This is a genomic window from Streptomyces sp. NPDC048331 (genome assembly GCF_043201215.1).
Classification (GTDB): Bacteria; Actinomycetota; Actinomycetes; order Streptomycetales; family Streptomycetaceae; genus Streptomyces.
In genome coordinates this window covers 98,472-116,544 of record NZ_JBICYT010000009.1, presented here as the reverse complement: position 1 = coordinate 116,544, position 18,073 = coordinate 98,472, and the positions used below count along the sequence as shown (strand labels likewise).

12 protein-coding genes are annotated in these 18,073 nt (G+C 71.3%); 4 read left to right on the top strand and 8 right to left on the bottom strand.

Annotated features, from left to right (window positions below):
* Positions 1 to 341: 341 nt before the first annotated feature.
* The gene (locus tag ACGFYY_RS15875) at positions 342 to 878 is read left to right on the top strand and encodes an EF-hand domain-containing protein (protein ID WP_393709747.1); all 537 of its coding nucleotides are present in this window, start codon (positions 342 to 344) and stop codon (positions 876 to 878) included.
* Between the two features lie 171 nt (positions 879 to 1,049).
* On the opposite strand, the gene ACGFYY_RS15870 is transcribed toward ACGFYY_RS15875, so the two are convergent.
* The 3 genes from ACGFYY_RS15870 to ACGFYY_RS15860 all read right to left on the bottom strand — a co-directional run bounded on the left by ACGFYY_RS15870 (position 1,050) and on the right by ACGFYY_RS15860 (position 5,223).
* Complete coding sequence (locus ACGFYY_RS15870; RefSeq protein ID WP_393709745.1) at positions 1,050 to 3,548, bottom strand: WD40 repeat domain-containing protein; 2,499 nt, start codon at positions 3,546 to 3,548, stop codon at positions 1,050 to 1,052.
* A gap of 182 nt (positions 3,549 to 3,730) precedes the next feature.
* Positions 3,731 to 4,252, bottom strand: a complete 522-nt coding sequence (locus tag ACGFYY_RS15865; RefSeq protein WP_393709743.1) for a putative immunity protein — start codon at positions 4,250 to 4,252, stop codon at positions 3,731 to 3,733.
* 122 nt (positions 4,253 to 4,374) lie between these two features.
* Entirely contained in the window at positions 4,375 to 5,223 is an 849-nt protein-coding gene (locus tag ACGFYY_RS15860; RefSeq protein WP_393709741.1) for an SDR family NAD(P)-dependent oxidoreductase, read from the bottom strand.
* Positions 5,224 to 5,326: 103 nt separating this feature from the next.
* Here ACGFYY_RS15860 and ACGFYY_RS15855 point away from each other — a divergent pair, with 103 nt between their 5' ends.
* Positions 5,327 to 5,938, top strand: a complete 612-nt coding sequence (locus ACGFYY_RS15855; RefSeq protein WP_393709739.1) for a CGNR zinc finger domain-containing protein — start codon at positions 5,327 to 5,329, stop codon at positions 5,936 to 5,938.
* A 100-nt stretch (positions 5,939 to 6,038) separates the two neighbouring features.
* Here ACGFYY_RS15855 and ACGFYY_RS15850 read toward each other — a convergent pair whose 3' ends face one another.
* From ACGFYY_RS15850 to soxR, 4 genes are all read right to left on the bottom strand, one after another.
* A complete protein-coding gene (locus ACGFYY_RS15850) occupies positions 6,039 to 7,313 on the bottom strand; it encodes a sensor histidine kinase (protein WP_393709737.1) in 1,275 nt (424 codons plus the stop codon).
* A 17-nt stretch (positions 7,314 to 7,330) separates the two neighbouring features.
* Positions 7,331 to 8,119, bottom strand: a complete 789-nt coding sequence (gene cseB / locus ACGFYY_RS15845; protein ID WP_393709735.1) for a two-component system response regulator CseB — start codon at positions 8,117 to 8,119, stop codon at positions 7,331 to 7,333.
* Positions 8,120 to 8,157: 38 nt separating this feature from the next.
* Positions 8,158 to 9,075 (bottom strand): endonuclease/exonuclease/phosphatase family protein, encoded by a 918-nt coding sequence (locus ACGFYY_RS15840; protein ID WP_393709965.1) that lies wholly within the window; start codon positions 9,073 to 9,075, stop codon positions 8,158 to 8,160.
* Positions 9,076 to 9,926: 851 nt separating this feature from the next.
* Positions 9,927 to 10,391: a redox-sensitive transcriptional activator SoxR gene (gene soxR, locus ACGFYY_RS15835; protein WP_393709733.1), complete on the bottom strand. Its 465-nt coding sequence runs from the start codon at positions 10,389 to 10,391 to the stop codon at positions 9,927 to 9,929.
* 95 nt (positions 10,392 to 10,486) lie between these two features.
* On the opposite strand from soxR, the gene fdxA reads away from it, so the two are divergent.
* Positions 10,487 to 10,810: a ferredoxin gene (gene fdxA, locus ACGFYY_RS15830; RefSeq protein WP_393709731.1), complete on the top strand. Its 324-nt coding sequence runs from the start codon at positions 10,487 to 10,489 to the stop codon at positions 10,808 to 10,810.
* 672 nt (positions 10,811 to 11,482) lie between these two features.
* On the opposite strand, the gene ACGFYY_RS15825 is transcribed toward fdxA, so the two are convergent.
* Positions 11,483 to 13,483, bottom strand: coding sequence for a trypsin-like serine protease (locus ACGFYY_RS15825; protein ID WP_393709729.1), 2,001 nt, complete (start codon positions 13,481 to 13,483; stop codon positions 11,483 to 11,485).
* 596 nt (positions 13,484 to 14,079) lie between these two features.
* On the opposite strand from ACGFYY_RS15825, the gene ACGFYY_RS15820 reads away from it, so the two are divergent.
* Complete coding sequence (locus ACGFYY_RS15820; protein WP_393709727.1) at positions 14,080 to 18,072, top strand: polymorphic toxin-type HINT domain-containing protein; 3,993 nt, start codon at positions 14,080 to 14,082, stop codon at positions 18,070 to 18,072.
* The last annotated feature ends 1 nt before the right edge of the window (position 18,073 follow it).

Here is an 18,073-nt window from a genome sequence, read left to right as displayed (position 1 = left end):
AGCCGTCAAGGACACCACGGCCCAGACGCAAGCGTGGAGACCCCGACAACGGCGACCACCTCATCGAACGCCTCCGCACCTCCGACGACGAGGCACCCCACCCGGCCGTTCAGCGGTGATCCCCCGCACGCTCCAGGGCCCGGCACGTGTGGCCGGGCAGGGGCGGGCTCAGCGGTCACGCAAGCCTTTCGGGTGTACGTCGGGCGGGGCGGAGGCCGGCCGGCGGACGAACGTGATGATCTTGGCGGTGTCATCCCGCAGGCGCCCGCGCCCGCGCACCGCATGAGCCGAACGGGACGCGCGGGCCGACGGTCCCGTAGACGGCAGACAGGAACAGGACAGTGCCCGAGCAAGCCACCGCCACCATGACCGACGCAGCCAAGCAGCGCATCTTCGCCATGCTCGACAGGGACGGCGACGGCGCCATCACCCGTTCGGAATACCTCGCGCGGGTCGACCGTGCGGCGGCCGCCATGGGCCGGGGCGCCGACGACCCCGTGGTGCACACGGCACGCGCCGCGCACGAGGAGGTGTTCGCGGACATGGACGCCGACCACGACGGACGGGTCACGTTCGAGGAGTACCGCACCTGGGCCGGACACGACGCCTTCGAACGGTCCTGCCGGCCGGCCCTCGGCTCCCTCTTCGACATCGCCGACCACGACGGTGACGGCCGGCTCACCCGCGAGGAGTTCACCCGGCTGCGCATGGCGTCCAGCAACACCGAGGCCGACGCCGGTCAGGCCTTCGACGACCTCGACACCGACGCCGACGGCCTCCTCGACCGCGACGACTACCTCGCCGGCATCCACGACTACGTCACCACCGGCTCCTCCCGCATGGCAGCCGCCTACCGAACCCTGCCGAACCCCATCTGAGATGTCCCTGGGGCGACCGTGCGATCGGAAACAGGTACTCGCGCGCCTTGACGCACCACCGCCACCCCCGCACGGCGCGCCCGGCGGCGGCGGTCGCGTCCACCGGGGCCCCGCTGCCCGCCCGCGCCGCACGCGGCCTCGGGACGCGTCACCGTCCGCCCCGCCCCTGCCTCAGTGATCGCGGTCGAGTACGACCACGTCGTCGCCCATGCCGATGACGAGGTCCTGGCCGACGGCGATCACGCACTGGGCCCGCGTCGGCAGCGCGACCTTCTCCCGGAGCCGAGCCGGTAGGGGATCCCAGACATGGACCGTACCGCCGGCGTCCACGGTGACGGCGTCCGTGCGGTCGCCTCGCGTGGCGCAGGCCACCGCCAGGACTCCCGCGGGGTGTCCCGCCAGGGTGGATCGCAGGGTGCCGTCCGTCAGATCCCACACTTGTACCGCGGTGTCGTTCCCGCCCACGGTCAGCGCGTGGGGACGGCCCTCCAGGACGGTGCCGGCGAGTGCCCGTACCCAGTGGTGCCCTGTGTGGACGGTGGCGGTGACGCGTCGGCCCTTCTCCGTGAGCCTCCACAACCGCAGTACGGCGTCATCGCTGCCCGTGAGGAGGTGGGGGCGGCCGTCGACGGTGACGGGCTCCATCGCCCGCACCGCCGACCGGGTGCGGTCGCTGTGGATCGGGTGCTTCACTTCCTCGTCCAGATCCCACACGCGTACGGTGCGGTCCTGGTCGGAGGTGACCACGTAGGGACGGCCGTTGACGTCCGCCCACGCCAGGGTCTCCACCCGGCGGTCGGGCCCGGGAAGGTCCCGAAGCCCGGTCCCTGCGGCAAGGTCCCAGACCCGGGCGACGCCGCAGCAGCCTCCGACGGCGGCGTAGGGGCTGTCGTGAACCGTTGTGCACGCGAGCGCCTCCACACGGTGCCCGTGGGGCAGGGTGCGTCGTTCCGTCCCATCGGCCAGGTCCCAGACCCGTATGGTGGTGTCGCCTCCGGTGACGACGTGCGGACGGCCGTCGATCTCCACGGCGTCCACGACCTGCACGGTAGCGGTATGACCCTTGTGCCCCGCGGGCAGGGCGGCGTCACTCAGGTCCCACACGCGCGGGGGCGCGGAATGGCCGCCGCTCACGGCGTACGGGCGCCCGTCGATCACCGTGCAGGCCAACGTGTCCACGTAGCCGTGGTGTCCGGTCAGGACGGCGCGCTCCGTGTCCTCGGTCAGATCCCACACGCGCACCGTGCAGTCACCACCGGCGGTCAACACGTGGGGGCGTCCGTCACGTTCGAAACAGCTCACGGCAACGGTCCACGAGGTGGGCCCGCCCAGCACCGCGCGCTGCGAGCCGTCGGTCAGGCACCAGACCCGCGCCGCGTGCTCCCCGCCGCTCCCGGTGATGACGTGGGGGATGCCGTCGATCACGGTGCAGGCCACCGAGTGGACGGCAGAGGTGTGACCGGTGAGCACGGCCCGCTCGACGCCGTCCTCCAGGTCCCACAGTCTCACCGTGGTGTCATCGCCACCGGTCACGGCCACGGGCCGGCCGGCGATCTCGGTGATCGCCACCGTTCGTACGTCCTCGGTGTGGCCGGGCATCCGCGCACGTTCCGACCCGTCGACCAGGTCCCACAGCCGGACCAGACAGTCCTCTCCCGCCGTGACGGCGTGCGGCCGGCCGTCGATCACCGTGCAGCACACCGCGTGTATCCAGCCCTTGTGACCTCCGAGGGCGAACCGCTCGGCCCCGGTGTCCAGATCCCACACCCGTAGGCTGCCGGAGCAGGTTGCCGTGACGACATGGGGCCGCCCGTCGATCTCGACGCAGTCCAGTGCGTAGACCCCGTCGTCCTCGGTGATGACGAGGCGCTCGGTTCCGTCGACCAGGTCCCACACGCGGACGTTCGCGTCGTAGCAGCCGGTCACCGCGTGGGGATGCCCGTCGATGACGGTGCACGCGGCGGCGTCCACGCCCGATCCCGTCCTGGTGAAGCGCAGCGCCGGATGCACCATCGTGCCGGTCGCCCAACGCGGCCGCCACGGGCGGCCGCGGGACAGCTCCCGTGCGAGGCCGCTCTCACCGTGGCGCGCGGCGTCGACGGCGAGGATGTCCCGCCTTTCGGGCAGGGTCGCGGTGGCATGGACGTGGACGGATGCTCGGTAGATGCTTCGCCGCACCGTCCCCTGGGACGAGCCCGGGATGTTCAGCGCGCGGAGCAGCCCCCGCGGGTCCGCGTGCACGAGGTATTCGGCGTCATCGAGCATCTCGTCCAGGGCACCGGCCGCGGCGGCATGGGCGGCGAGATGGTCGACGATGTACGGTGCGGCAGCCGACCAGTCGCGGTGCCCGTCGTCGTCGAGGGGCACCTCGGCCAGCAACGCGTTCGTGACCGCCCGTTGCGTCTGCCGCTCGCCCGACCGAGCTCCCCGAGCACGCAACCGGTAGGCCGCGCCCTCCGGTGTCCGCGTCTCGACCAGGAGTTCACCCGCCCGGTCCCGGAACACGCTCACGTCCTGAGCCGTCCATGGGTGACCCGACAGGGCACGTGCCAGGGCCACCCACAGCGCGAGTGGCAGACCCCCGCCTTCGGCGAACGCCAACGGCCGCAACAGCGCGGCTTCGTCGTCGGAATCCGGCGTCGGTCCGACGGCCCTGTCACCGTTCGCCATCGCCACACGCTCCTCGCAGCCGTTCACGACCCCGTCCCTCCCCACTGGGGGTGGACCGGTCACCAACCTGGCCACGGATGCTACCTACCGACACTGACATCGATACCCGTACGCGGGTTCCGCCTGCGATGAAGAAGGAGTACGCGGGAGGTGGCGGGAGTGGCCGGCGCCCGGGTTCACGCTCAGCAGTCGAACACCGACCAGCAGATGTCGTTCCGCACTTGCTGATCATCAAGTACGAGTTCGCGGATCGCTTCCGGGAGCTGGTCACGCTGCCACCGGCACTCACGTCGCGCAGCCGCTTCGCCCTCGCCGTGGTCTTCCCGCGCGGCAGCACGTGCGGCCTTGATCGCATAGGCGGCCGCACCCAGCTCGTGGGCGGCGACGTGCGCGACGACCGCGGCCTGACCGGCGGCGTACGCGGCATGCCGTGCCGCGCCACGCAGGTCTCGGGCAGCGCCCATCGCATGGCCTCCGGCCGCGCGAGCTCGCATCATCTTGACTTCGCCGCGCGCCCAGGCACGGGCATGCTCGATCGCTCGACGCGGTCGTGGATCCTCGGGCCGAACCTGCTCGAAGAGGTCCAGGACGTGCTCCGCACACGATGCCGCCCACAGAGCGAGGAGACGGTGATCCGCGTCGGTGAGGGTCCCGCCCCGGCGGATCGTCACGAAACGAGGGTCCCGGATCTTCGGGAGGATCATGACTGGTACTCCTTCCGCCGGCATCGTAGCCGTCCGTCGTTCGGCCCGGACCCACGTGGTCATGGCCGGGCGGTGGGGGCCGCCTGCGCCAAGACCGTGTTCCCGGCGGGCTCGGTCGCCCACTACCTGTCGACGGCTTCGGTCACACGCTGCCAGTCGTCCAGGTCTGCGATCCGTGCCTCCAAGGCCGGGCGCATGCTTGTCGTGCTGGAGGCGCCGAGGGCCAGGCGCAGCGGGGGGTTGGGGGCATCGACCGCGGTGCGGATGCCTGTGGCGATGCGCGACGCGGCGGAGAACGCGGACGCCGGCAGCTCTCCGATGCCCTTCTGCACCTCGCGGACGGTTCGGTCGTAGTCGCCCAGGCCGGCGGCGACGTCGAGGTTGGCGAGGAAGGGGGTCGCGGTCAGCGCGGGCTGGATGATCGTGACCTTGATGCCGAGCGGTGCGACCTCGGCCGCGAGCGCGTCCGACAGCCCCTCGACCGCATGCTTGGTGGCGGCCAGCAGACCCACGCCGGGGTGGGCGGACTGCCCGTACACGGACGAGCCCTGGAGGATGTGCCCGGACCGCTGGGCTCGCAGTACCGGCAGCGTCGCGCGGAGCACGTTGAGCACTCCGAAGACGTTGGTGTCGAACACCGCGCGGACCTGTGTGTCGGAGGCCTCCTCAACGGCTCCGAACAGTCCGTATCCCGCGTTGTTGGCCACGACGTCGATACGGCCGAAGCGTGCGAGCGTGCCTTGCACCGCGTCCCGGACGGCTTGCTCGTCACGTACGTCCGCCTGGAGGAGAAGCAGGCGCTCGCGGTGTGCTTCCGCCAGTTCGTCCAGGCAGGAGGTGTCGCGGGCGAGAGCCGAGACGGCGTCGCCGTTCTCCAGCGCCTGCAGTGTCAGTTCGCGGCCGATGCCGGACGTCGCGCCGGTGATCAGCCACGTCCGGAGGGGGGTTTGGGGGTGAGGCGTCCTGTTCATGTTGCGACCGTAAGTCGTTAGCTCGCAACTAGTCAACCTCCATCGACCAGAAGGTTGCTTGCTAGCTGTATTAGTACCTAGCACCCTGCTGTACCGTGGGGGGATGACCACAGCGGCATCCGGAACCCCCCGCCCCAGCTCGCCCGCCGTCCCGCCGACGGCGCGGACCGTTCTCGCGTTCGTGAACACGCGCGCGGACGGATCGGGCCGTCACGAGCTGTTCGGGGACGGGGACTCGTTCGCGGCGTGGCTGGCGGAGCGCGACGAGTTCGGTGGCGAGACCGTGGTGACCGACGCTGACGCCGCGGTCGCACGCGAGCTGCGCGATGCCCTCGTGACCGTGTTGCTCGCGCACTCGGGCGACGAGGAGGGCCTGGGTGGACCGCTGCTGGGCGCCGAGCGGCACCTGCGACGTGTGGGGTCGCTCTACCCGCTGGCGACGGTGGTCACGGCCGACGGTGCACAGCTGACCTCCCCACAGACGGGGGTGCCGCGCGTGTTCGGAACCGTACTGGCCGCGGTGACGACGCTCGCGCAGAGCAGCGACTGGGGGCGCATCAAGGCATGCCGGAACCCCCCATGCCATTTCGGCTTCTTCGACCGCACCCGCAATGGGGGAGGGCTGTACTGCAGTACCGGCTGCGGCTCTCAGGTATCCATGCGCAAACACCGCCGGCGGCAGCGCCACGACGTGGGCACGCCACCCGAGGCGTGAGACCGCGCGGCCCACGAAGAAGGGTCACCCGCGGGGAGCCGCGCTTCCGGACCCGCGCGAGCCCGTTTCCGTCGCCGGGAAGGCCTGTCGCGGTTGTGCTTCAGCCGTCTGACGGAGCGCGTCCGCCGTCCAGGTCGAGGGTGGCGACCGCGCCCCCCTCCGGAGCGTTCGCGAAGGCCAGCCTGGCACCGAGGACGTCCGCCTGCCCGAGCGCGATGGTCAGCCCGAGTCCGTGCCCGCGCCCCCGTTCGGGGCTTCCCGTACGGAAGCGCTGCGGGCCTTCCGTGAGCAGCGCGGCGGGATAGCCGGGGCCCCGGTCCCGTACGAGGATCCGCGCGCCCGTGCCGGTGGCCTCCACGGCGACTTCGACGGGGTCGGCTCCGTGCCGGTGGGCGTTGGTGACGAGGTTGACCACGATCCGTTCCACCCGGCGCGGGTCGGTCTCCAGGATCGTGGTGGAACGGACCGCCACGGCGGTCGGCGTCCCCGTGCGGCGGACGATGTCGGTGACCAGTTCGTCCAGCGGCACCACGTCGGTCCGCGCCCGTTCGGCTCCGGCGTCGAGCCGGGAGATCTCCAGGAGGTCCTCGACCAGCCCGTTGAGGGCTCGGGCACGGTCCCGGACGAGCTCGGCCACCTCGTCGCCCTCCGGGAGGAGCCCGGCGGCGGTGGACAACCCCATCAACGGGGTGCGCAGTTCGTGCGCGACGTCCGCGGTGAAGCGGCGCTCGCCCTCCAGCTTCCGCTGCAGGGCGGCGGCCATCTCGTCCACCGCCGCCGACATCTCGGTGATCTCGTCACGGGCCCGGCCGCCCGGTCCGATCCGGGCGTCGAGGTCGCCGTCGGCGATGGCCCGGGCCGTACGCGATCCCCGGCGCAGCCTGCGGTTCATCGGTTCGGTGGCCAGGGCGGCGACCGGTACGACGACCAGGAGGGCGGCGAGCACGGCCTGGACGATGCTGCGGTCCAGGAGCTGGAGGCCACGTACCTCGGAGCTCATGTCCGTCCGGGCGACGAGTACCCGGCCGCCGTCGACGGGCATGGCCGCCCACATCCAGTACCAGTTGGGGGGTTTGCGGTCGTACCAGGTCGCGTACAGAGCGGCCGGGTCCTTGGCGGCCAGCGCCCGGGCGAGAGGTGCGTCGAGCCGCTCCGGAGTGAGGACTTCGACATCGAGCGGCGCGGTGCCCGTGCGGGTGTACTCGCGCTCCGCGGCTGCCAGGCGAGCGGAGAGGCGTTCGTTCCAGGTGTGGTCGCTTCGTTCGGCCATCGCCCGGTGGACGAGGACGCCGATCACGGCGGCCACCGCACAGCAGGCGGCCGCGGTCAGGGCGGCGATTTTCCAGCGCAGGGCGCGCGGGTTGAGGAGTGCCATGGGTGCGGCCGGCCCCCTCAGCCGCGGACGAGTTTGTAGCCGAAGCCCCGGACGGTCTCGATCCGCTCGGCTCCGATCTTCTTGCGCAGCCGCAGCACGCACAGGTCCACGACCCGGGTGTCGCCCTCCCAGCCGTAGTCCCACACGTCCCTCAGGAGACGCCGGCGGTCGAGCACGGCGCCGGGAGCCGCCGCGAACTCCAGCAGCAGCCGCAGCTCGGTGGGGGTCAGCGGGACGGGCCGTCCACCCCGGCGTACCTCCAGACCGAGGGTGTTCACGGACAGGTCCCCGAAGACCAGCTCCCCGGGGGGCGTCCCCGCATCCGCGGGGACGACTGCGGGATGCGCCGGTCCGGCCCCCCGCGCCGGCGTCGGCCCCGGTTCGGCGGGCCGGAAGGTGGCGCGGCGCAGCAGCGTCCGGATGCGGGCGACGAGGACGGGGGTGTCGACGGGTTTGACGACATAGTCGTCGGCGCCCGCCTCCAGTCCGGACACCACGTCGAGGGCGTCGCCGCGCGCGGACATCATCAGGACCGGGACCAGGCTCTCCTCGCGGATCCGGCGGCACAGCCCGATGCCGTCGAGTTCGGGCAGCATCACGTCCAGGATCAGCAGGTCGTGCCGGCCGGCTCGGAACGCCTCCAGGCCGTCGAGTCCGTTCTCGGCCACCTCGACCTGATAGCCGTACCGCTCCAGGGACAACTGGACGGCGCGGCGGATGGTGGCGTCGTCCTCGACGACGAGGACGCTGACGGGGTCCGGGACCCGGGGTGCCGACACGCGACCTACTTGCTCAGAAACGGACATTTGTGGGGTCATCCTAGTCAGTGGGGCCTGCGGTGCCGTCACAGCCGGAGGGCGGCCGCGACGGGGAGGTGGTCGCTGCCGGTGGCGGGAAGGGTCCACGCGGAGGTCACGCTCATCCCCTTCACCAGGATCTGGTCGATGCGGACCACGGGAAACGCGGCGGGCCAGGTGAAGCCGAAGCCGGCGCCCGCCTCGTGCTGCGCGGAGGTCAGCTGGGAGGTCACCGGTCGCAGGGCCGTGTCCTCCGCCGTCCCGTTGAAGTCGCCCATCACGACGACCCGGGCCAGCGACTCCGCCCGCACGGCCTCGGCCAGCTTCCGGGCCGCATCATTGCGGCGGGCGGTGGTGAATCCGGCGTCCGGGGTCACGCGTACCGAGGCGAGGTGGGCGGCGTAGACCGCGACGGGGCCGCCCGGGGTCTCGACGGTGGCCCGTACGGCACGCGTCCACGGCATGATCGGCACCGCTTCCACGCCGTTCAGGGGGTGCTTGCTCCAGAGTCCGACGCCGAGGGTGTCGGAGCGGTACGGATAGCCGGCGGCGAGCTCGCGCTCGTAGGCGGGCGTGGCCTTCGAGGACATCTCCTCCAGGGCCAGCACGTCCGCGCCCGATGCGGCGAGTGCTCGTGCGGTCCGCGCCGGATCGGGGTTCTCCTCGTCCACGTTGTGACTGACCACGGTGAAGTTCGCGCCGCCGGACCGCTCGGATCGCTCGGATCGCTTGTCGGTGAGGGTGCCGCCGAAAAGGCAGCCCCAGACGGTCAGGGGGGCCAGGACGGCGACGGCCGCGAGCCGGGAGCGGCGAACGGCGGCCGCCAGGAGGAGGACGGGGACGCTCAGCCCGGCCCAGGGGAGGAAGGTCTGGAACAGGCTGCCGAGGTTGACGGCCCCGTTCGGGATCCAGGTGTGCAAGGCCATCGTCAGGGCCGCGCACACCGCGCCGGCGGCGATCAGCAGGCCACGGCCGGTAGCCCGGACCGCGCGCCCTCGGGGGCGGCCGGCGGGACGGGGCGGAAGCGGGCCGGACGGCTCCACTCCCCCTGTGGCCTCAGAACGGTACGGGGTGCTCAGCACGGCAATTGCCTTCCGATAGCGCGTACGCGGTGATCCGGTACCGGCACAGCCTCGGCAACGCGCGCTTCCAGGGCGTCAGGAGAGCCCTTCGTGGGACCCGCGGTTGCGTTTCAGCCGGGTATCGGTCAGGCCTGTACGCACCCGGCGTCCGTTCAGCCGGCAGGGAGCGTCATTCGGTCCGTAGCCGCGGCGCAGCAGCGGAAGCGGCGCGGGGCGGCGGTCGAAGCGGGGCAGGGACCCGGCGGAGAGCGGCCCACGCGGCACCGGCCGTGCCCATGCGCGCAGCCGGCACGTCCCTCACCGGAACCGCGGCAGGGACCGCGGGAGCAGGTGTGCAGAAACGGCAACCTGCCCGACGTCGCACCCGACATGCTGAAGGACGGCGCCGTCATCGGCAAGTGGCTCCAGCGACCGAAGCAATCAGCCTCCTGGGCTCGACTCCTCCGCGCTGGGCGCACAGCCCGCCCGGGCACCGTCTCCCGCCCAGCGGCCAGTTGCCCAGCGAAGGGGCCCGCGCAAGCCGCAGCAAGCGTTGCAGCGGGGAGCCCTCTGCCCTCACGCAGGGGGTCGCGCGGGAAGGTCCGACCGACCGGTCCCTCGTAGCGACAGCGAGAGGATCGCGGTAGTGGGCACGACGGATCGTCGAGTTTCCGGCTGTGGGGCCAGAGTTCCGTCCGACGATCGCGGCGCAGGCCTCCGTCCCCGGCCCCGTGACGGACCTGGACCCGGAACCCCTACAGGCGTCGGGGTCCGGCACCGTCCTCGGCGAGTGCGTCGCCAGGGTTCAGCAGGGCGCAGGCCTTCATCGAGAGGCAGCCGCAGCCGATGCACCCCGTGAGTTCGGCCTCGAGTCGTTCGATGGTCTGCCGGCGCTCCTCAAGACGGCGCTTCCAGCCGCGCGAGGCGCGCTGCCACTCCTGGTGGCTCGGCGGCCGGTCGAGCGGTACGTCGACGAACGCCTCCCGGAGGTCCTGGAGCGGGATGCCGATCCGTTTCGCCACCGAGATCAGGGCGACCCGGCGCAGCATGTGCCGGGGGTAGCGGCGCTGGTTGCGCTCGTCGCGTTCGGACGCGATCAGGCCGAGTTCCTCGTAGAACCGCAGGGCGGACACCGCCGCCCCGGTCCGCACGCTGACCTCGCCGATGCCCAGCCAGTCGTCGGGGGTGGCCCAGGCGCCGCCGGGCTGATGAGTCGTCATGCACCGCCTCCTGTTGACCTCAAGTCTACTTGAGCCCCTACGGTCGGCCAGGCCAGAGCGGCAAGCAGCACCGACCCGGAGAGGACGGCAGCCCGATGACGTTTGTGATCGCCCTGCCCTGTGTGGACGTCAAGGACAAGGCATGCCTGGACGAGTGCCCCGTCGACTGCATCTACGAAGGGGAGCGGATGCTCTACATCCACCCCGACGAGTGCATCGACTGCGGCGCCTGCGAGCCGGCCTGCCCGGTCGAGGCGATCTACTTCGAGGACGACACCCCGGAGCCGTGGCAGCCGTTCAACGCGGCGAACGCCGAGTTCTTCACCGATCTCGGCTCCCCCGGCGGCAGCGCGAAGCTCGGCCTGATCGAGAAGGACCATCCGATGGTGGCGGCGCTGCCGGTCCAGAACACCGTCTGACCCGCCGGGGGCGCCAGGCCCCCTCTTCCAGACCTTGCCGGACCAACGCGCGCCGTCGGGCGCCTGGCAGGATCCGAAAGAGCGGGCCTGGACGTTGTACGTCGTGAAGCTGATGACGGCGTCCGCTTCACCCCGCCGTGCGTGCCACACGGCCGCCTGCCACTGCCCGGCCCCTGACGACGCCGGCAGCGCCGCAGACTCCAGCAGCCCGGCCCGGGAGCTTGACGGCTCCGCCCGGGGTCCCGGCACGTTCACCGCGCCCACGCGCAGTCCTCATCGCCTCCCTTGCCCGTCCTGTATCGACTGCCGGACCTCCCCGAGCATGAGACGGGTGACGGTCAGGTCGAATTCCGTCGGGTCGGGCGTCGTCGCGGGGATCAGCGGGGTCCGGGACTGCGCGGTGGTGATCGCCTGGATCCCGTCCGGCTGAGCCCTCGCCCACCGGTCCGTCGAGGACGGCGGTGCACTCGCCTCGTACCGCGTGCTCGCTGCGGCGGGTTGTGCCCCGGCCACGGACAGGCCGGCCCGGCCGAAGCGGCCGCGTCGCACCGTCGCGGAAAACGCTCGGGCCCCGCCATCGGCGGGGCCCGAGCACCACGTTCGAGAGTCAGGAGAGGCACTCGTTCGGGCTCCAGCCCCTGCGCCTCCCGCTTCTCGTAGAGCGGTTGTGGGTCAGAGTGTGCCGGTCAGCGCGGTGCCGCCGAGGCTTCCCGTGACGCCGTGAAGGTCGACCGGGGTGGTAGCCGACCACGTGCGGTCGGCACGCCGGATGACGTGCAGGAGCCGGTTGTCGGTGGTGGTGGCGGTGAGCTGGAGTGCGCCGTCCACGTGGGCGGCACCGAGGGACTTGACGGTGACAGAACCGAGGTAGCCCTTCAGATCACCGAACGAGTCCCACGTGCGGTCGGCCTTACGGATGGCGTGGTACTGGCGAGTGCCGTTGTCGGTGGCGATGACGATCTGTGCGTCGCCGCCGGTACCGGCCATGCTCACGGCAGTGATGGCGCCCGTGGTACCGGCTGCTTGGGCGACATTGCCCCAGGCGGTCCACTGTCCGGCGGTGTTGCGGACGGTGTGGAACGCCTTGCCGTTGTTGATCGCGATGACCTGGAGCTCGCCGCCGACGCCGGCGGTGGCGGCGGCGGTCACGGTGCCGATCGGTCCGGCGGCTCCGGAGAGGTCGCCGAAGCGGGACCAGTGGCCGGTCGAGTTGCGGAGGGTGTGGAAGATCTTTCCGTCGGCGACGGCCACGACGTGGAGGTCGTTACCGGTGGAAACGGCCGACACCTGGGTGACGTTGCCGAGGACACCGGCGACGGAGCCGACATCGCCGAAGCTCGACCAGCTGCCGTCCGCCTTGCGGAGGGTGTGGTGGATGATGCCGTCACCGCCGAGGGCCACGACATGGGTGTCGGCGTTGATGCCGGCGGCTGCGGCCGACCGTACGCCCTTGATGTCGCCGGCCTTGGCCTGGACGTCGGTGAAGCCGGTCCAGGAACCGTCCGCCAGACGAATGCCCTGGTAGAGGCTCGAGGCGGTCTGAACGAGGGCCTCCGCCTTCCAGCCCGGAGCGAGGGCACGGGTCTGCAGGACCCACTGGCCGACGTCGTCGACCCGGGTGGCGAACGCGCCTCGCCGGGTCTCGTCGGTTCCCAGGCAGTCGCCCTGCCAAGACCGGCTGGTGACACCGAAGAGGGTGTACTTGTTGATGCCGTCCTGATGCAGCGCCGGGCCTCCCGCGTCGCCCGCGCACACGGTCGCGTCGGCGGGCGTCTTCGCCGTGAGGTCGAAGCCGGACGCGGCTACCGCCCCGGTGGTGAAGGCAGCCTCGTGGCGCATGCCGGGCGCCCATTCGCCGGTGGTCCGTCCGAAGCCCGCGACGGTCAGCTGCTGTCCCGTGGCCGGGGCGGCCGAGGCCAGGGGGACAGGCGCGATGTTGGTGGCCGGCTTGTCCAGCCGGGCCATGACGAGGTCCCGGTCCGGATGCGGAACCAACTGCACGATCTCGCTGGTGTGGCCACCGAGCAGGTTGATGTGCGGCTTGCCCAGGACGACGGTGGTCTTCTCCTTGGGGGCCCCCGCGGCGACGGTGTTGTTCTCGGCCGGATTGTCTGCGAAGCAGCTCTTGGCGGAGATGACCCACTGCGCGTCGATCAGCGCGGAGGAACAGCGCTTGGTCTCGCCGATGAGGAGCTTTCCGTTGAAGCCGAGGCCCTTGATGTCCGCGGAGACACCGGGAGGCGTCGTGGACCCGGTACCGGTGACCCGCAGGTCGAGCACCACGGCCTGCTTGGGGTCGCTGGGGTCGGCCTCACCGAAGCCCTTGGACGTGTCCTTGGGAACGTTGAGCTGCTGGGTGGTGTTCGCGATGGACACCGATGCCTTGATGTCGCGGCCGAACGTGCGGATCCGGTACGCCCTCGGGATGCTCACCTTCAGGTAGCCGGTGTCGGCGGCCTTGAAGCAGACCTTGGAGTCGTTGGGGGCGGGCAGGTTCAGGGCCCACACCTGGATCTGATGGTCCCCGCCGCAGGGGGTCTGGATGATGTTCCCGTCGCCGGCGATCAGGTCGGCACCGGTGGCGGCCAGGGCGGCAGCGCGGTTCGGGTAGGCGCCGTCCTCGGCCGCGTACGGGGCGGTGGCGTTCTCGGGTCCGTCGCCGGCGACGGACATGGCCGGCAGCGGTGTCCCCAGGACAACGGCGGCGGAAAGAACGGCTGCGGCTGGCAGCGATCTGCGTATGCGCACGGGTTGGTGTCTTCTCTTTCGTGAAACGCCCACTGCTGCTGTGTCAGGCAGGGTGGGATCGAGTCGGCCGGTCCACTTCCATGTGGCCGAACATGAACGCCTGGGGAGGCCGGTGAGCAGGATAACCCGACGTGGGAGAGCTTGTTGGCCACAAGGATGGTCGCCGAGGGCCGCCGCCGAGGGCGCGCCCGGACCGTTGGTTAACGGATCAGTAACGCTGCCGTTCCGGCTACAACCCTCACGCCGGTGGCACGGTCTGCGTTTTCTGAACCAGCAGTTCTGGCCCCCGGTGCGCCGGGGGACGGGGGCCGCTGCCCTCCGGCCTGGGGAAGCCGATTCAAGGGGGGCAGCAGTCCCGACGCCGCACGCCCACGGGCAATGGAGCCCGTCCGCACCCGGTCGCAGACCAGGGCGCGGCTCCGGCATGCCGCGGACTGCCTCAGCAACATCTTTGAGGGGAACAACACTCCGTGCTTCGCAACAGAAGCCGGCGTACCACGGTATGGGGAAGCGGACGCGCCATGGCCACACAGGCCGGCCGCGTTCTGCTCCCCCTCACCATGCTCGCCGGACTGGTCTCCGCGGCGCCCGCCGCCGCGGACGAACCAGCCACACCTCAGCTGTCCGACCGTCAACGTGTGGTCGACAGTTGGAAGGCAGGAGGCCCGGCCGTCAAGGCGGCCGCCGGATCCGCCCTCGTCGGCACCGATGAGCAACTCCGCGCGTACCTGGCCCAAGGCCAGAAGATCGCCGACGACCTCGACCTGCGAGAAGCCGCGCTCAAGCTGGTCACCGAAGCCGGTCCCGGCGTGGGTGAAGCGGCCCGCAGGGCGCTCGACGGGACGCCCGAGCAGCTGGCCGCCTTCATGAAGGACGGCTGGAAGGCGCCGCTCGCCGACGACCAACGCCTCGAGGCCGCCCGCATCACCGAAGCGGGAGGCGCCAGCACCCGGGAGGCCGGCGACAAGGCCATGGCCGGGAGCCTTGAGGACATCAAGGCATTCCTGACGGAGGGCCAGTACAAGCAGCGTGACGACGACGCCCGCCTCCGCGTCGCGCAGATCGAGGCCGACGGCGGGCCGGCCACCAAACGGGCCGCCGGCGACGCGCTGAGCGGCTCGATCGACGACGTCCGCGACTTCCTGACCTATGGGCAGCACATCACCCGTGCCCAGGACCAGGAACACGCCACCATCACGGACCTGGCTGAGCAGACCAAGAACGCCCAGGCCGCAGCCGAGAAGGCCCGCAGGAGCGCGGAGGAGCAGGCACAGAAGGCCAAGACTTCCGCGGCCCTCGCCAAGCAGGAGACCGCCAAGGCGGCCGCGGAGACCAAGGCCGCCAAGGGCGACGCCCTGCGGGCAGCGGACGCCGCACGCCGAGCAGCCGAGTCCGCCCGCCGCGCCGCGTCGGCAGCCCGTACGGCTGTCGCGGCCGCCCGGGCCGCGAACGCGGCCGCGCAGGCGGCGGCGACGGCGGCCCACAACGCCTCCACCGCGGCCCTGTACGCCTCACAGGCCGCCGACGGTGCCTGGGCCGCCGCGAACTCGGGCAAGGTGCACGAGGACATAGCTGCCGCGGCTGACCGTGCCGCCGCCGACGCGATGAAGATCGCGGACTCCGCCGACGCCATGCGCGAGACCCTGAAGCAGTCCAACGCGGCGCTGGAAGCCGCGCTTTCGGCGATCAACGACATGACCGCCTCCGCCGGTCAGGCCGACGACGCCGACAAGTGGGCCAGGGAATCCGGCGTGCACTACGGCGAGGCCAAGGTCGCCGCCAACTCCGCCCGTCGCCACGCCGCCGAGGCCAAGCGTGCCTCCGAGCAGGCCCGTGCGCACGCCAACGCCGCGGCGACCGCCGCCCAGGAGTCGGCCACAGCCGCCCGCTCGGCCGCGGCCCACGCCCGGAACGCGGCCACGGCCGCCCGTAAAGCCGCGGAACACGCCGGCGACGCCCAAGCCGCCGCTGACAAGGCCAAGGCGAATGCCGCCGAAGCCCTCGCCGCCGCCCAGAGGTCCGGGGAGGCTGTCAAGCAGATCCAGTCCGTGCAGGACAAGGCCCGCGCACGCGAGGCCGAGGAAGTCATGGCCCGCACGGCCACCCAGGTGAACGAGGCCGCCGACGCCAAGGAGCTCTACGACCTGGCCAAGGCGGAAATGAACCGTCTGCTGCAGGATCGGAACAAGCTCGAGAGCGACTTCGCCCAGCTCACCATCCAGGCCGAACAGCCCGGAGCCAACCGCACGCAGATCGCCGCCACCGGCCGCAAGATGGCCCTCACCGCCCTTCAGGTCCGCGGCCCCTGGTCCCGAACGGCCGCCGAAGCCGCCCTCGCCGGCGACGACGCGGCCGTCATCGCCTACGCCACCGACGGCTGGAAAAGGGCAACCGAGCAGGACGAACGCCAGCAGGTCAACCAGATCGCGCTGACAGGTGCCTACGAGAGCCTCCGCACGGCCGCCACCACCGCCCTCACGGGCGATGCCGCGCAGGTGCGCGCCTTCTTGGCCACCGGGCAGTACCAGGCGGCAGCCCCCGACCGACGGATCGAGGTCGCTCGCATCGAAGAGGCGGGCGGCACGATGGTGAAGGGGGCGGCCTCGGCGGCACTGGACAATCCCAATCCCAAGGCCCTGAACGACTTCCTCGAGGCCGGCCAGCACCGGGCACGCCTGGAGGACGACCGGGTCACCGCAGCAAGCCTGGCCGAGGGTGGAACCCCCGAGGTCAAGGCCGCCGCCGAAACGGCGCTGGCCAGCCCCGACACCCAGCTTCGTACCTTCGTCGAATCCGGCCGGCACCGCGCCAAGCGCCGCGACCTGCTCAACACGGCCCACATCGCCCAGATCAAGGCGATCACGGCCGCGGCCCACGAAGTCTCCTCCCGCGCCTACGAGGACGCGTTCAAGGCCGCGCAAGCCGCATCGGACGCGCAGAAGGACGCCAACGCGGCCAAGGAACACGCCCAACAGGCCACCAAATACGCCAACGAGGCCGGCGGCTACGCCGCCCAGGCCAAGCAGTCCGCCGACAACGCCCGCACATCCTCCAGCGAAGCCGCAGCCTCCGCGGCCACCGCACGCAACGCTGAAGTCCAGGCCTCGCGCAGCGCGGCGAGCGCCGAGCAATCGGTCGCCTCGGCCTACGCGAGCTCCCTGGCCGCCGCTGACTACGCCGCGAGCGCGTTCCAGGCCGCCGAAGCCGCCAAGACCTCCGCGATCAACGCAGGCATGAGCAACGACGCCGCGCAGGTCAAGCATGGACAGACCGTCCAGCGCTTCATGATCGACGAGTACAACAAGGAGGTCCAGAAGCGGCAGGCCGAGGAGGCCGCGGCCAAGAAGCGCAACCTCATCAAGATCGGCGCCGGCGTCATCACCTTCCTCACGACCGGCATGCTCCCCCCGGACATGCCGCTCGGGGTGCGGCTCGACCTGCTCCACGGCACGCTGGACATCCTCGGCATGGTCCCGGGCTTCGGCGAGGTCGCCGACGGTGCGAACTGCGCCATCTACGCGGTGGAAGGCACGGTGCAGTACTTCCACCCCATCGGCCGCGAAGGCGCCTGGCTCGATGCCGGCCTCGCCTGCGCCTCGATGATCCCCTTCGCCGGCTGGGGAACCACCCCGATGAAGTGGGCCCGCTACGGCGAGAAGTACGGCCCGGACGCCAAGAAGCTCTTCGACGACCTCTCCGAGGTGTTCCGCAAGGCGCCGCCCGTCTGCGCGGTCGGACGGAACAGTTTCCCTGCCGGTACTCCTGTCCTGATGGGTGACGGATCCTCGCGTCCCATCGAAAAGGTCCGTGTCGGCGACTTCGTCCAGGCCGCAGACCCGGAAACAGGCACGTCCGGACCTCGTCGTGTCGAAGCCACCATCTACACGCCGGACGACCGCGACTTCACCGACATCACCCTGGAGGGGAAGAAAGCGGCGTCCGTCACCGCGACGGACCACCACCCGTTCTGGTCCCGGAGCGCACGGGCCTGGACCGACGCAGCCGACCTCAAGGCCGGCGACACCCTCCTCACCGCTCAGGGCGCGACGGCGAAGATCGCGGAGGTGCGTCACCGGAAGACCTTGCAGCCCGCCTACAACCTGACCGTTGACGATCTGCACACCTACTACGTGCTCGCAGGCCGAACTCCTGTCCTGGTACACAACACGGGTGGGCCCGTTCCCTGCCCGCAGGTTCCCTGGATAACCGGCAGGTTGCCCGCAGCGGAAGAAACCGCACTCAACGACACGCTGGCGCACATCACCGCCAACACGGTGCCCACCGGCCCGACCAGCATCAAGTGGGGGACGAAGTTCAACAACCGTGACGTCGACCTCCCCGGTGGTGTCGGGGAACACTCTCCCTACCTGGAGTACCGTGTCGCACCGCCTGCCGGAACCTCGGGGCCGGGTCCACTGCGGGTGGTCCGCAACCAGTACACGGGCGAGACGTACTACACGTGGACTCACTACGGTGACGGTGGCAGGCGGCCAGCCTTCGTAAGGGTTCGGTGAG